Source organism: Cereibacter ovatus (assembly GCF_900207575.1).
Classification (GTDB): domain Bacteria; phylum Pseudomonadota; class Alphaproteobacteria; order Rhodobacterales; family Rhodobacteraceae; genus Cereibacter_A; species Cereibacter_A ovatus.
This window is the reverse complement of the sequence record NZ_OAOQ01000003.1, coordinates 131,251-144,888: the sequence shown is the minus strand read 5'-3', so window position 1 is coordinate 144,888 and position 13,638 is coordinate 131,251. Positions and strand designations below refer to the sequence as shown.

The following is a 13,638-nucleotide window of genomic DNA, read 5'->3' as shown; positions in this document are numbered from 1 at the left end:
GCCCCGCATGGGGCCAGGGCAGGAGGCGCAGGGTGTCGCTGACGATGCAGTCCCGAATCGATCCGCTGATCGAGGAACGCGCGCCGTGGCTGTTCTCGGGGCGGGCGCATCACGAGGCGGCACGGCATCTTTTGACCCGTGTGCTGGGCTATGGCCGCACCGTGGCGCTGGGCGAGCGGTTGAAGGATCAGCCCACCCCCGCGATCATGCACATGGTGGGCGACCTGATCGCCCGCGATGTCGAGGTGACGGGGCTGGATCATCTGCCGCGCAACGGCCCGGCGCTGGTGGTGTGCAACCATCCGACCGGCATCGCCGATGGCATCATCCTGCACCGTGCGATTGCGCCGCTGCGCCCCGATCTGTTCTTTTACGCCAACCGCGACATCCTGCGCGTGCTGCCGCAGATGGAGGATCTGATCTGCCCGGTGGAATGGCGCCCGGAAAAGCGCAGCCATGCCAAGACGCGCGAGACGATGGATTTCACCCGCCGCGCGATCGAGGCCGGGCGGTTGGGGGTGATCTTCCCCTCGGGGCGGCTGGCCAGGCGCTGCGGGCTGAAGCTGATGGAACGGCCGTGGATGGCCTCGGCCGCGATGATCGCGCGCAGGTTCGATCTGCCGGTGGTGCCGGTGAACATCCGGGCGCGGAATTCAACGCTGTTCTATCTGTTCGATCTGATCCACCCGACGCTGCGCGACATCACCCTGTTTCACGAGGTGCTGAACAAGCACCGCCAGCCGTTCCGCCTGACGATGGGCCGCCCGATCCCGCCCGACCGCCTGCCCGCGAAATCCGAAGACGGAATCGAGATGTTGCGCGCGGCGACGCTGGCACTGGGCGGGGCCCATGCGCCGGCCGTCAGCATCGTGCAGATGACCAGCCTGCGCGCCCTGCCGCGCTATGCGCGGGGCTGACGGGCACACTTGCGCGGGCCCGCAGGATCGCGTTCAAATCCGCCCATGATCGGTCCCCGCTACACCCCGCTTGCCGCCAGCCTTCCCGCAACCGTGCCCTTCGTCGGCCCCGAGACGCAGGAACGCGCCCGCGGCCGCCTGTTCCGCGCTCGCCTTGGTGCCAATGAAAGCCTGTTCGGCCCCTCGCCGCGGGCGGTGGCGGCGATGACGCTGGCCGCATCCGATGTCTGGATGTATGGCGACCCCGAAATCCACGAGCTGCGCGCGGCCATTGCCGCCGATCATGGCGTGGCGCCGGCCAATGTGACGGTGGGCGAAGGCATCGACGGGCTGCTGGGCTGCCTTGTGCGGCTGCTGGTGGCGCCGGGCGATCCGGTGGTGACCTCCGATGGCGCCTATCCGACCTTCGGCTTCCATGTCGCGGGCTTTGGCGGCGTGCTGCACAAGGTGCCTTACCGTGGCCCCCACGAAGACCCCGAGGCGCTGGTGGACATGGCGCGGAAGGTTGGCGCGAAACTGGTCTATCTGGCCAATCCCGACAATCCCATGGGCTCGCATCACCCTGCCGCCACGGTCTTGGCCATGATCGAGGCGCTGCCGCCGGGCACGCTTCTGGTGCTGGACGAAGCCTATGTCGAACTTGCCCCCGAGGGCACAGCACCGAAGATCGCCGCCGAAGATCCGCGGGTGATTCGCTTCCGAACCTTCTCCAAGGCTCATGGCATGGCCGGGTTGCGGGTGGGCTATGCCATTGCGGCGGCGCCGCTGATCGCGGCCTTCGACAAGGTGCGCAACCATTTCGGCGTGGGCCGGATCGCGCAGGCGGGCGCGCTGGCGGCGCTGGCCGATCGCGACTGGCTGGCAGAGGTGCAGACGCAAGTGGCGCTGTCGCGCGAGGGGATCGCGGCCATCGCGCGCGGGTGCGGGCTGGTGCCGCTGCCCTCGGCCACCAATTTTGTCACCATCGACTGTGGCGGCGACGGCACCTTCGCCCGCGCCGTGCTGAAGGCGCTGATCGATCGGGACATCTTCGTGCGGATGCCCTTCGTCGCCCCGCACGACCGCTGCATCCGTGTCAGTTGCGGCCGGGCCGCGGAACTGGATGCCTTCGCACAGGCGCTGCCCGAGGCGCTGGCCGCGGCATCGGCGGGGGGCGGCGTCTGATCCCCCCGGCGCGCGCGCGGCCGGGGGGCAGGGGTCAAAGCCCCAGTTTCTTTGCCACGATCTCGTTCACGGCGGCGGGGTTGGCCTTGCCGCCGGTGGCCTTGATGACCTGACCGACGAACCAGCCCGCAAGTTTCGGATTGGCCTTGGCCTTTTCCACCTGCGCCGGGTTGGCGGCGATGATCTCGTCGACCGCGACCTCGATGGCGCCGGTATCGGTCACCTGCTTCATGCCGCGCGCGGCGGCCACCTCGGCCGGGTCGCCGCCGTCGGTCCAGATGATTTCGAACAGATCCTTGGCCATCTTGCCCGAGATTTCGCCGCTGGCGATCAGGTCGAGAATCCCGCCCAGTTGCGCCGCCGTCACCGGGGTTTCCGCAATCGTCAGGCCCTGCTTGTTCAGCCGGCCGAACAATTCGTTGATGACCCAGTTCGCCGCCTGCTTGCCATCGCGGCCCGCCGCCACCGATTCGAAGAAGGCCGCGGCATCCAGTTCCGCGGTCAGCACGTTGGCATCGTAATCCGTCACGCCATAATCGGCCATGAAGCGGGCCTTCTTGGCATCCGGCAGTTCCGGCATCGAGGCGGCGATATCGTCCACCCAGTCCTGTTCGATCTCCAGCGGCAGCAGGTCGGGGTCGGGGAAATAGCGGTAGTCATGCGCTTCTTCCTTGGACCGCATCGAGCGGGTCTCGCCGCGGTCTGGATCGTAAAGGCGGGTTTCCTGCACCACCTTGCCGCCGTCTTCCAATATGGCGATCTGGCGCCGCGCCTCGTAGTCGATGGCCTGCTGAATGAACCGCATCGAGTTCATGTTCTTGATTTCGCAGCGCGTTCCCAGATGGCCGAAGTCCTGCGTCGCCTGATAGCGTTCGTAATCGCCGGGACGGCAGACCGACACGTTGACGTCGGCGCGCAGGTTGCCGTTCTGCATGTTGCCGTCGCAGGTGCCCAGATAGCGCAGGATCTGGCGCAGCTTGGCGACATAGGCGGCCGCCTCCTCGGGGCCGCGCAGGTCGGGGCGGCTGACGATCTCCATCAGGGCGACGCCGGTGCGGTTGAAATCGACAAAGGACAGGTTCGGGTCCATGTCGTGGATCGACTTGCCGGCGTCCTGTTCCAGATGGATGCGTTCGATCCGCACCAGCCGCGCGATGCCGGGGGCCAGTTCCACCAGAACTTCGCCCTCGCCCACGATGGGGTGGTAAAGCTGGCTGATCTGATAGCCCTGCGGCAGGTCGGGGTAGAAGTAATTCTTGCGGTCAAAGGCCGAGAACAGGTTGATCCGCGCCTTCAGGCCAAGGCCGGTGCGCACCGCCTGCGCCACGCAGAATTCGTTGATGACCGGCAGCATCCCCGGCATCGCGCAATCGACGAACGAGACGTTCGAGTTCGGTTCCGCCCCGAAGGCGGTCGAGGCGCCCGAGAACAGCTTGGCGTTCGATGAGACCTGGGCGTGGATCTCCATCCCGATCACCAGTTCCCAGTCGTGCTTGGCCCCGGCGATCACCTTGGGTTTCGGGGCTTCATAGGTCAGGTCGAGCATGGGGCACCTCCGGTCGCTGGGCGTTTCTAGGCGGGGAACCGCCAGAGGGCAAGGGATGGGGTGGCGAAGTCTCGCTGACATCCCGACGAACGGGTTGTTCGAATCCGCCGGCGCCCGCACAACCCGCGGGCCGCAACAGGATGCGGTGCCGCCAAAGGTTTTTCGATGAGTGTCCGTTCCGTGGTCCTGCTTGGCCTGATGCTTGCGCTGCCGATTTCCTGCGGCGAGGCCCGCACCCCTGTCGATACCCTGCCGGTGATGCGGTGGGACCACCGGCCGGAAGCCGAGATCTGGACGCAGCGGACGCTGATGGCGGTGGAAAGCCGCGACGAGGCGCTGACCGACATCGTTCCGCGCGACATCGGGCAGTGGTGCCCGGGCTATCCCGATGCCACCCCCGACGAGCGGCGCGCGTTCTGGAGCGGGATCCTGTCGGCGCTGGCCAAGCATGAAAGCACCTGGAACCCGCAGGCGTCGGGCGGCGGCGGGCGCTGGATCGGGCTGACGCAGATCGCGCCGCAGACCGCGCGGGCGCATGGCTGTGCGGCGACCAATGTCGGCGCGCTGAAAGACGGGGCACAGAACCTGTCCTGCGCGGTACGGATCGCGGCCAGGCAGGTGGGCCGGGACAATATGGTGGCCGGGAATGGCCGGCTTGGGCTGGGGCGCGACTGGGCGCCGTTCCGCAATGATGCCAAACGGGCCGAGATGGCGGCCTGGACGCGCTCGCAGCCCTATTGTGCGGTGGAAAGCTGATCGCTGTTCTGGCCGGGTGATGTGTCACCCGTGGGGGGCGGATCGGGCGGTCTGATCCCGGTTCCGGCGGTGGAGCGGGGGGCTGTCTGCCCCCCGGCCCGGCTGGAAGCCGGGCCTCCCCCCGAGGATATTTGGGCCAGAATGAAGGAAGGGGTCCGGTGCCGGGCCCCTTTGTGGTCTTGTCGGTTATTCAGGGCAGGGGCGCGCGGCACCCCTGCTGTCAGGCGATTTCCGAGAGGCGGGCGAGGGCGTCGCCGAGTTTGGCGGCCTCGTCCTCGCCTTGTTCGAGGCGGGTGCGGGCTTCGTCCACCACCTCTTCCGGGGCCGAGGCGACGAAGGCCGGGTTCGACAGTCTGCCGCGCAGGCCGGCCATGTCCTTTTCCAGCTTTTCCAGCGTTTTCGCGAGGCGGGATTTCTCGGCCGCGATGTCGATCACGCCTTCCAGCGGGATGGCGAAGCTGCCGCCTTCCACCGCGATGGTGAGGGAGCCTTTGGGGGGAGTTGCGGCTTCCGTCACGCCGTCCAGCCGGGCGAGGCGCAGGATCAGCGCCATGTTGCGGGCAAGCGCCGCGCGGCCGTTCTGGTCGAGAGCGATTTGCAGCACCGGCAGTTTCAGTGCGGCCGGCACGCGGACCTGGGCGCGGGCCGAGCGGATGTCCTCGATCAGGGCGATGACCCAGGTCATTTCGGCGTCGGCGGCAGGATCGATGAGGTCGGCGCCGAAGCCGGGCCAATCGGTGTGGACCAGCATCTTCGCGCGGGTGCCGGTGGTGGCCCAGAGCTCTTCGGTCACGAAGGGCATGATCGGGTGCAGCAGGATCATGCACTGATCCAGCACCCAGGCCATGGTGGCGCGGGTTTCGGCGGCGGCTTCGGTGTCGAACAGCGGTTTCGAGAATTCCACATACCAGTCGCAGACCTTGCCCCAGACGAAGGCGTAAAGTGCGTTGGCGGCGGCGTCGAAACGGTAGGCGGCCAGGGCTGTGTCGACCTCTTCGCGGACGCGGCCGGTTTCCCCGATGATCCAGCGGTTCACCGTGGCGCTGGCCTGCGGCGGTTCGGTTCGCGTGGTGTGGCCTTCCCAGACGCCGTTCATTTCGGCAAAGCGGCAGGCGTTCCAGAGTTTGGTGCCGAAGTTGCGGTAGCCGGCGATGCGCTGGGTGGACAGTTTCAGGTCGCGGCCCATCGCGGCCATTGCCGTCAGGGTGAAGCGCACGGCATCGGCGCCGAATTCGTCGATCAGTTCCAGCGGGTCAAGCACGTTGCCCAGCGACTTGGACATCTTCTTGCCCTTTTCGTCGCGGACGAGGGCGTGGACATAGACCGTGCTGAAGGGCACCTGACCCACCACGGCCAGTTGCATCATCATCATCCGGGCGACCCAGAAGAAGATGATGTCAAAGCCGGTGATCAGGGTGCTGGTGGGGAAGTAGCGCGCCAGTTCGGCGGTATCTTCGGGCCAGCCCAGCGTGCCGATCGGCCACAGCCCCGACGAGAACCAGGTGTCGAGCACATCGGCATCGCGCCAGACCGGATAGACCAGATGGGTCGGGTCCTGGCTGATGTTGTAATCGGCCAGCGACTGCGCCAGCAGGTCGATGGCGGCGGCGCGGTCGGCCACCTCGACCACGCGGGCGTGGTTCAGCGGTGCGGGCAGCGAGGCGATGTCATCGAGGAACTTGTCGCTGACGCCGTCGAAATCGGGCGCGCAATGGTGGACCGGATCGGCATGGTTGAAGGCGCCGTCTTCCAGCAATTCGAAGATTTCGACTTCGTCCAGCGTGTCGTCGCCGTCGTCGTCAAAGCCCGCAGGCCAGACATCGAGACCATACCAGACCGGGATCTGGTGCCCCCACCAGAGCTGACGGCTGATGCACCACGGCTCGATGTTTTCCAGCCAGTGGAAGTAAGTCTTGGCGTCGCGCTCGGGCAGAATCCGGGTGCGGCCATCGCGCACCGCGTCGATGGCGGGCTGCACGATCCTGGCGGTATCGACGAACCACTGGTCGGTCAGCATCGGCTCGATCGCGACCTTCGAGCGGTCGCCATGCGGGACCATGTGCTTGTCCGGGTCGATCCCGTCGAGCCAGCCCTGCGCCTCGGCCAGATCCACGATGCGTTTGCGCGCCTCGTAGCGGTCCAGGCCGTCAAGGGCCAGCGCCTCGTCCGAGGGCGTGCAGCCGTCAAGAAAATCGGGGTTGTCGGCGAGATACATCGTCGCGCGGCCGGTCATCACGCTGATCGCGCGCAGTCCGGTGCGTTGGCCCACGCCCCAGTCGTTGAAATCATGCGCCGGCGTGATCTTCACCGCGCCGGTGCCCTTTGTCGGGTCGGCGTAATCATCGGCCACGATGGGGATACGGCGACCGACCAGCGGCAGGATCACCTCTTTGCCGATCAGATGGGCATAGCGTTCGTCGGCCGGATTCACCGCGATGCCGGTATCGCCCAGCATGGTTTCGGGCCGGGTGGTGGCCACGGTCAGATAGTCGCGATCCTCCCAGTCGATGGGGGTATCGGTTTCGTCGAAGGTCACCGGGTGGCGGTAGGTGGCGCCATCGGCCAGCGGGTAGCGCAGGCGCCACATCGCGCCGTTCACCTCGACCTGTTCCACTTCCAGATCCGAGATCGCGGTCTCGAAGTGGGGATCCCAGTTCACCAGCCGCTTGCCGCGGTAGATGAAGCCCTTTTCATACAGATCGACGAACACCTTCAGCACCGCGCGCTGGAAATGCGCATCCATGGTGAAGGCGTTGCGCGACCAGTCGCAGGACGCGCCCAGCCGTTTCAACTGGTTGATGATGGTGCCGCCGGACTGCTCTTTCCATTCCCAGACCTTTTCCAGGAATGCCTCGCGGCCCATTTCGCGGCGGGTGGGGGCGCCGGCCTTGGCCAGTTCGCGTTCCACCACCATTTGCGTGGCGATCCCGGCATGATCCTGGCCAGGCTGCCACAGCGTGTCAAAGCCGCGCATCCGGTGCCAGCGGGTCAGGATGTCCTGCAACGTGTTGTTGAAGGCGTGACCCATGTGCAGAGAGCCCGTCACGTTCGGCGGCGGGATCATGATGCAGAAGGTTTCCGGGCGCGAGGCATTCGCGCCCGCGCGGAAGGCGCCGGCCTTTTCCCATTCGGCGTAAAGCCGGGCTTCGGCTTCGGCGGCGTTGAAGGTCTTTTCCATCGGCATGTTGCGGCCCCGTATCTGTTGAACCCGGTCTATCCAAGCCGCGGCCCGAGGCCAAGCCTCATCACACGGCGCGGTCGATCCGGGTCGAAAGATGGATCAGGCTTTCGGAACTTTTTACCCCGGTCATGGCCCCGACCTCGTCCAGCACCTGGTCCAGAACCTGGGTCGAGGGCGCCGCGATCTGCAACAGCAGATCGAACCGGCCCGATGTGGTGAACACCTTCTCGACCTCGGCGATGGCCTTCAGCCGGGTCAGGATCGCAGGCTGCGTCCGCGGCTCGATCGTCAAGAGAACCGAGGCGCGCAGCCGGCCCTGTCGCGCCTCGTCGCCCAGCTTCAGCGTGTAGCCGGCGATCACGCCAGACGTCTCCAGCCGTTCCAGCCGGGCCTGAATCGTCGACCGCGCGACCTTCAACCGCCGCGCGAGCGTGGCAACCGAGGTCCGTGCATCGGCCCCGAGGATTCCAAGAATGTTTCTGTCGAGTTCATCCATACATATTGACCGGAGTTTTCGTCATTATGCCGAAAAAACACGGCATATCAACTCTTTTGATCGGTGGATTTGTGCCCCAAATGAGGCATCCTTTGTTGCAGGAAAAGGGCGGCTCATACGCACCTGGCCTGGTTTGTCGAAACCGCGCAGGTGCCTCCCACTCCCCGTATGTCGGGCAGAGGGCTTGCGTCTTGTTGGCCGAAAGGAAACGCCGATGGGACTCTCGAAAACGATCTGGACAAACCCCGCCGAATATCTCCGCGCGATCTCTCCCGAGACGCCGGTGCTGTTCTTCTCGCCCGCGGTGCTGCAGGCGACCGCCCGCCGTTTCATCGACGGCTTTCCGGGCATGGTCACCTATGCGGTGAAATCGAACCCCGAAGAGGTGGTGATCGAGAACCTGGCCGCGGCCGGGGTGCGGGGATATGACGTGGCCTCGCCGGCCGAGATCCGCATGATCCGCCGGATCGCGCCGGATGCGGCGCTGCATTACAACAACCCGGTGCGGGCGCGGTCGGAAATCGCCGCCGCGGTCGAGATGGGCGTGAAAAGCTGGTCGGTCGACTCGACGTCGGAACTGGCCAAGCTGATCGAGATGGTCCCGGCCGAAGGCTGCGAGATCTCGGTTCGCTTCAAGCTGCCGGTGTCGGGGGCGGCCTACAACTTCGGCGCCAAATTCGGCGCGACGGTCGAACTGGCGGTCGCGTTGTTGAAGCAGGCGGCCGATGCGGGCTTTGTCCCGTCGCTGACCTTCCACCCCGGCACGCAATGCACCGATCCCGCCGCATGGGAGACCTACATCCGCACCGCCGCCGAGATCGGCCGCGACGCGGGTGTGACCATCGCCCGGCTGAACGTCGGCGGCGGCTTCCCCTCGCACCGTCTGCACGGGGTCGAACCGGAACTGGAAGCGATCTTCCATCTGATCGACCGCGTGACCGACGAAGCGTTCGGTGACGCCCGTCCGCTGCTGGTCTGCGAACCGGGCCGCGGCATCTGTGCCGACGCCTTCACCCTTGCGGCCCGCATCAAGGCGGTGCGCGACGATCAGCATGTGTTCCTGAACGATGGCGTCTATGGCTCGCTGGCGGAACTGCCGCTGATCGGGGTGATCGACCGGGTCGAGGTGATGTCGCCCGAGGGCCGCCTGCGCAAGGGCGAGACGCGCGACCGCATCATCTTCGGGCCGACCTGCGATTCGGTGGACCGGCTGCCGGGCGAGTTGCCGCTGTCGGCGGATGTGGCCGAAGGTGACTTCCTGCTGTTTCAGGGACTCGGCGCCTATTCTGCCGCGACCAACACCCGCTTCAACGGGTTCGGCGATCTCAGCATGGCGACGGTTCTCTCGCTTAAGTTGTAAAGTATTCACTCGGCTGTGAGAGTCTGGATCCCGGCTGGAACCGTTCCGCCGGGATCTACCTTTTTGTTCCATGTAACAGTGGATGGACTCTCATGGTCATGCTTTCCCAGTTCGTGCGGTCCAGCGCCCTTTCGCGGCAGATGCCGGGGGGTGGGCCATGTCGGTGATCTGGCGCTTTCGCCACTGGCTGCGGCTTCACCCCACGGTCGCGACCGAACCCGCGACGCCGCCGGCGCAGGGTGGGCGGCGGGGGCCGGTCGATCACGTCATCCTGCTGGACGGCACCTGTTCGACGCTGGAACCGGGGTGTGAAACCAATGTCGGCCAGATATTCAAGCTGCTGCGCGAGGGGCGCCGCTCGGTTCATCGCACGATCTATTACGAACCGGGGCTGCAATGGGGCGGCTGGCTGCGCATCGGGGATCTGGTGCAGGGCAGGGGGCTGAACCGTCAGATCCGGCGGGCCTATGGCTATCTTGCCTCGCATTATCAGCCGGGCGACCGGATCTTCCTGTTCGGCTATTCGCGCGGGGCCTATGCCGTGCGCTCGCTGGCCGGGGTGATCGACCGCGTCGGCCTGTTGCGGCGGGAAGAAGCCACCGAGCGTGCGGTGCAACTGGCGTGGCGCCACTATGAGATGGGGCCGGACCGCCCCCCCGCGCGGGCGTTTTCGCGCAGGTTCTGCCACGCCCATGTCGGGATCGAGATGGTGGGCATCTTTGATACCGTGAAGGCGCTGGGCCTGCGGCTGCCGGTGATGTGGCGCCTGACCGAGGATCGTCACGCCTTTCATAACCATCGCCTTGGCCGCAGCGTGCGCCATGGTTTTCATGCACTTGCAATGGATGAGACGCGCCGCGTGTTCGATCCGGTGCTGTGGGATTACCCCTATCACGGTCAGATCGTTCAGCAGGTCTGGTTCCGTGGTGGCCATGGCGATGTGGGCGGGCAGGTTCTGGGCGAGCGGGGCGGCTCGCGGTTGCTGTCGAACATCCCGCTGGTCTGGATGCTGGATCGGGCGCAGCACTGCGGCCTGCGCCTGCCCGACGACTGGCGCACGCGGTTTCCCTGCGATGCCGAGGCGCCGATGACCAGCATGTTTGCCGGCTGGGGCAAGCTGTTCCTGTGGCGCGCCCGCCGCCCGCTTCTGCTGTGCCCGACCGAGCAGATCCACCCGACGGCGCAGCGACCGAAACCCGGCGGGCGGCTTGTGCCCGGCACGAGTGCGGCCGGTCAGCCGACGCAGGGCTAGGCCAAGCGTTGCAACCCGCGCGTTCATGGGGGCGGCTGGCGGCTTTCCCGTCGCCCGAATGCAAAACGGCGGCTTTTGCAAGCCGCCGTTCGCCCCGGTGCAGAACCGCTCAGCGGTGGCGCAGGTCGCAGTAGTCGCGCTGCTTTTCGCCTTTGTAAAGCTGGCGCGGGCGGCCGATCCGCTGGGTGGGGTCTCCGATCATCTCTTTCCACTGCGAGATCCAGCCGACGGTGCGCGAAATCGCGAAGATCGGCGTGAACATCGAGGTCGGGAAGCCCATCGCGTCAAGGATGATGCCGGAATAGAAGTCCACGTTGGGATAAAGCTTTTTCGAGACGAAGTAATCGTCCTCAAGCGCGATCCGCTCCAGTTCCTTGGCCACTTGCAGCGTCGGGTTGTTCTCGATCCCCAGCAGGCCCAGCACCTCGTCGGCGCTTTCCTTCATCACCTTGGCGCGCGGGTCGAAGTTCTTGTAGACCCGGTGGCCAAAGCCCATCAGGCGGAACGGATCGTCTTTATCCTTGGCGCGCTTGATGTATTCCGGGATGCGGTCCACGGTGCCGATCTCGCGCAGCATTTCCAGGCAGGCCTGGTTCGCGCCGCCATGCGCCGGGCCCCAAAGGCAGGCGATCCCGGCGGCGATGCAGGCAAACGGGTTCGCCCCCGACGAGCCCGCCAGACGCACCGTCGAGGTCGAGGCGTTCTGTTCGTGATCGGCGTGAAGCATCATGATCCGGTCCATCGCCTTGGACAGGATCGGGTTCACCGTATAGGGCTCGGCCGGCACGGCAAAGCACATGTGCAGGAAGTTGCCCGCGTAATCGAGATGGTTCTGCGGGTAGTTGAAGGGCTGGCCCAGCGAATATTTGTAGGCCATCGCGGCGATGGTCGGCAGCTTGGCGATCATCCGCACGGCCGCGACCTCGCGCTGCCACGGGTCGTTGATGTCAAGCGAGTCGTGGTAGAAGGCCGACATGGCGCCGACCACGCCCACCATCGTGGCCATCGGGTGGCTGTCGCGACGGAACCCGCGGAAGAAGTAGTGGATCTGTTCGTGCAGCATCGTGTGCCGCGTGATCCGGTATTCGAAATCCGCCGCCTGCGCCGCGTTCGGCAGTTCGCCGTAAAGCAGCAGGTAGCACACTTCCAGATAATGCGAGCGTTCCGCCAGCTGCTCGATCGGGTAGCCGCGATACAGCAGTTCGCCCTTGTCGCCGTCGATGTAGGTGATGGTGCTTTCGCAGGCCGCCGTCGAGGTGAAGCCGGGGTCGTAGGTGAAGACATCGCCTTCCGCATAGAGCTTGCGGATGTCGATCACGTCCGGCCCAAGTGTGGGCGAATGGATCGGCAGGTCGATGACCTTGTCGCCGATCGTGAGCTTTGCCGATTTCGTCATGCTACTTCCCTCTCTCGTGTCGGGCCGGCCCGCGCGTTATGGCGCGATGCCGATAGGCTTCCCGGTCCGCTGGCGGCGGGCCGGGCGCGACACGAGGGCGAGGCGGCGGTCAGCCCACCGCGGCATCCTCAAGCCGCGCAATCGTTTCGTCCCGACCGATGACAAGCATCATGTCGTAGACGCTGGGTGTCACCGTGCGCCCGGCAAGGGCGGCGCGCAAGGGGCCAGCCAGTTTGCCGAAGCCCATCCCCTTCTCGCTGGCAAAGGCGGTCAGGGCGGCCTCGAGCTCTTGTTTCGACCAGCTAGCAGTTTGCAGCATCGGCGTCAATTCGCGCAGTATACCACGGGATACCGCATCAAGCGATTTTGTCGCAGCGTCATCGGGAACGATGGGGCGCGACTCAAGGGCGAACCGTGCCTTTTCAAGCAGTTCCGGGAATGTCTTTGCGCGGTCCTTCAGGCAGTAAAGCGCCGATTTCAGCCGCGTGTCCTGAAGCGGGGACAGCGCCGGTTTCTGCGCGGCGGCCAGATATGCCACAATTTCGTGCATCAGCGCATCATCTTCCATGACCGCGATGTGCTGGCCGCAGACGCTTTCCAGCTTCTTGAAATCGAGTCGCGCCGGCGAGCGGCCGATTCCCTCCAGCCCGAACCATTCCATTGCCTGTTCCGAGGTGAAGAACTCGGCGTCGCCATGGGCCCAGCCCAGCCGGGTCAGATAGTTGCGCATCCCGGCCGCCGGATAGCCCATCGCCTGATATTCCTCGACCCCCAGCGCGCCGTGGCGCTTGGACAGTTTTTTGCCGTCGGGGCCGTGGATCAGCGGGATATGCGCCCAGACCGGAATCTCCCAGCCCATCGCCTGATAGACCATGGTCTGGCGCGCGGCGTTGTTCAGGTGATCGTCGCCGCGGATCACATGGGTCACGCCCATGTCGTGATCGTCCACCACCACCGCCAGCATGTAGGTGGGCGTCCCGTCGGACCGCAGCACCACCATGTCATCCAGCGTATCATTGGCAAAGCGCACCGTGCCCTGCACCCGGTCCTCGATCACCGTTTCGCCCGTCCGCGGGGCCTTCATGCGGATCACGAAGGGCGCGTCGGGATGGGTGGCGGGATCGGCCTCGCGCCACGGGCTTTGGAACAGGGTGGATCGCCCTTCGGCGCGGGCGGCCTCGCGGAAGGTTTCGATTTCCTCGGTGGTGGCGAAACACTTGTAGGCCGCGCCGCGGGCCAGCATCTCGTGCGCCACCTCGGCGTGGCGGTCCTTGCGGGCGAACTGGCTGACCACCTCGCCGTCCCAGTCAAGACCCAGCCATTGCAGCCCGCGCAGGATCGCCGCCGTCGCCTCGGGGGTCGAGCGTTCGCGGTCGGTATCCTCGATTCGCAGCAGGAAGGTGCCGCCATGTCCGCGGGCGAACAGCCAGTTGAAGAGCGCGGTCCGCCCCCCGCCGATATGCAGATAGCCGGTCGGGGACGGCGCAAAACGGGTGACGACGGGCTTCTCGGTGCGGGCGGACATCGGCGGAATTAACCTTTCTGAAACCATCAGGCGCTCAGGATCGGG

The 13,638-nt window shown here is 65.9% G+C and carries 10 protein-coding genes; 5 read left to right on the top strand and 5 right to left on the bottom strand.

What is annotated here, in order from left to right; all coding sequences use genetic code 11:
* Positions 1-44: 44 nt before the first annotated feature.
* Both CRO07_RS05095 and CRO07_RS05090 read left to right on the top strand, forming a co-directional pair.
* A complete protein-coding gene (locus CRO07_RS05095) occupies positions 45-917 on the top strand; it encodes a lysophospholipid acyltransferase family protein (RefSeq protein ID WP_176504501.1) in 873 nt (290 codons plus the stop codon).
* Between the two features lie 45 nt (positions 918-962).
* A complete protein-coding gene (locus CRO07_RS05090; protein WP_097029604.1) occupies positions 963-2,081 on the top strand; it encodes a pyridoxal phosphate-dependent aminotransferase in 1,119 nt (372 codons plus the stop codon).
* 34 nt (positions 2,082-2,115) lie between these two features.
* Here the strand turns inward: CRO07_RS05090 and gatB are convergent, their stop codons facing one another.
* Positions 2,116-3,627 carry an Asp-tRNA(Asn)/Glu-tRNA(Gln) amidotransferase subunit GatB gene (gatB, locus tag CRO07_RS05085; RefSeq protein ID WP_097029603.1) on the bottom strand — a complete coding sequence of 504 codons (1,512 nt, stop codon included), beginning with the start codon at positions 3,625-3,627 and terminating at the stop codon, positions 2,116-2,118.
* Positions 3,628-3,792: 165 nt separating this feature from the next.
* On the opposite strand from gatB, the gene CRO07_RS05080 reads away from it, so the two are divergent.
* Positions 3,793-4,383: a transglycosylase SLT domain-containing protein gene (locus CRO07_RS05080; RefSeq protein ID WP_097029602.1), complete on the top strand. Its 591-nt coding sequence runs from the start codon at positions 3,793-3,795 to the stop codon at positions 4,381-4,383.
* A gap of 220 nt (positions 4,384-4,603) precedes the next feature.
* On the opposite strand, the gene CRO07_RS05075 is transcribed toward CRO07_RS05080, so the two are convergent.
* Together CRO07_RS05075 and CRO07_RS05070 are read right to left on the bottom strand one after the other, a co-directional pair.
* The gene (locus tag CRO07_RS05075; protein WP_097029601.1) at positions 4,604-7,567 is read right to left on the bottom strand and encodes a valine--tRNA ligase; all 2,964 of its coding nucleotides are present in this window, start codon (positions 7,565-7,567) and stop codon (positions 4,604-4,606) included.
* 61 nt (positions 7,568-7,628) lie between these two features.
* Positions 7,629-8,060 carry an Lrp/AsnC family transcriptional regulator gene (locus CRO07_RS05070; RefSeq protein WP_097029600.1) on the bottom strand — a complete coding sequence of 144 codons (432 nt, stop codon included), beginning with the start codon at positions 8,058-8,060 and terminating at the stop codon, positions 7,629-7,631.
* A 214-nt stretch (positions 8,061-8,274) separates the two neighbouring features.
* Between CRO07_RS05070 and CRO07_RS05065 the strand changes: the two genes are divergently transcribed.
* Positions 8,275-9,420, top strand: a complete 1,146-nt coding sequence (locus tag CRO07_RS05065; RefSeq protein WP_097029599.1) for a type III PLP-dependent enzyme — start codon at positions 8,275-8,277, stop codon at positions 9,418-9,420.
* A 157-nt stretch (positions 9,421-9,577) separates the two neighbouring features.
* A complete protein-coding gene (locus CRO07_RS05060; protein WP_097029598.1) occupies positions 9,578-10,672 on the top strand; it encodes a DUF2235 domain-containing protein in 1,095 nt (364 codons plus the stop codon).
* A 109-nt stretch (positions 10,673-10,781) separates the two neighbouring features.
* Here the strand turns inward: CRO07_RS05060 and gltA are convergent, their stop codons facing one another.
* Positions 10,782-12,068 carry a citrate synthase gene (gene gltA, locus CRO07_RS05055; protein ID WP_097029597.1) on the bottom strand — a complete coding sequence of 429 codons (1,287 nt, stop codon included), beginning with the start codon at positions 12,066-12,068 and terminating at the stop codon, positions 10,782-10,784.
* A gap of 109 nt (positions 12,069-12,177) precedes the next feature.
* A complete protein-coding gene (gene gltX, locus CRO07_RS05050) occupies positions 12,178-13,593 on the bottom strand; it encodes a glutamate--tRNA ligase (RefSeq protein WP_097029596.1) in 1,416 nt (471 codons plus the stop codon).
* Between the last annotated feature and the right edge of the window lie 45 nt (positions 13,594-13,638).

Bases quoted from the DNA above. Each gene is read 5' to 3' on its own strand.
- CRO07_RS05090 (WP_097029604.1), top strand. From the start codon at position 963: ATGATCGGTCCCCGCTACACCCCGCTTGCCGCCAGCCTTCCCGCAACC.
- CRO07_RS05065 (WP_097029599.1), top strand. From the start codon at position 8,275: ATGGGACTCTCGAAAACGATCTGGACAAACCCCGCCGAATATCTCCGC.
- gltX (WP_097029596.1), bottom strand. From the start codon at position 13,593: ATGTCCGCCCGCACCGAGAAGCCCGTCGTCACCCGTTTTGCGCCGTCC.
- CRO07_RS05075 (WP_097029601.1), bottom strand. From the start codon at position 7,567: ATGCCGATGGAAAAGACCTTCAACGCCGCCGAAGCCGAAGCCCGGCTT.
- CRO07_RS05095 (WP_176504501.1), top strand. From the start codon at position 45: ATGCAGTCCCGAATCGATCCGCTGATCGAGGAACGCGCGCCGTGGCTG.
- CRO07_RS05070 (WP_097029600.1), bottom strand. From the start codon at position 8,060: ATGGATGAACTCGACAGAAACATTCTTGGAATCCTCGGGGCCGATGCA.
- gatB (WP_097029603.1), bottom strand. From the start codon at position 3,627: ATGCTCGACCTGACCTATGAAGCCCCGAAACCCAAGGTGATCGCCGGG.
- gltA (WP_097029597.1), bottom strand. From the start codon at position 12,068: ATGACGAAATCGGCAAAGCTCACGATCGGCGACAAGGTCATCGACCTG.
- CRO07_RS05080 (WP_097029602.1), top strand. From the start codon at position 3,793: ATGAGTGTCCGTTCCGTGGTCCTGCTTGGCCTGATGCTTGCGCTGCCG.
- CRO07_RS05060 (WP_097029598.1), top strand. From the start codon at position 9,578: ATGTCGGTGATCTGGCGCTTTCGCCACTGGCTGCGGCTTCACCCCACG.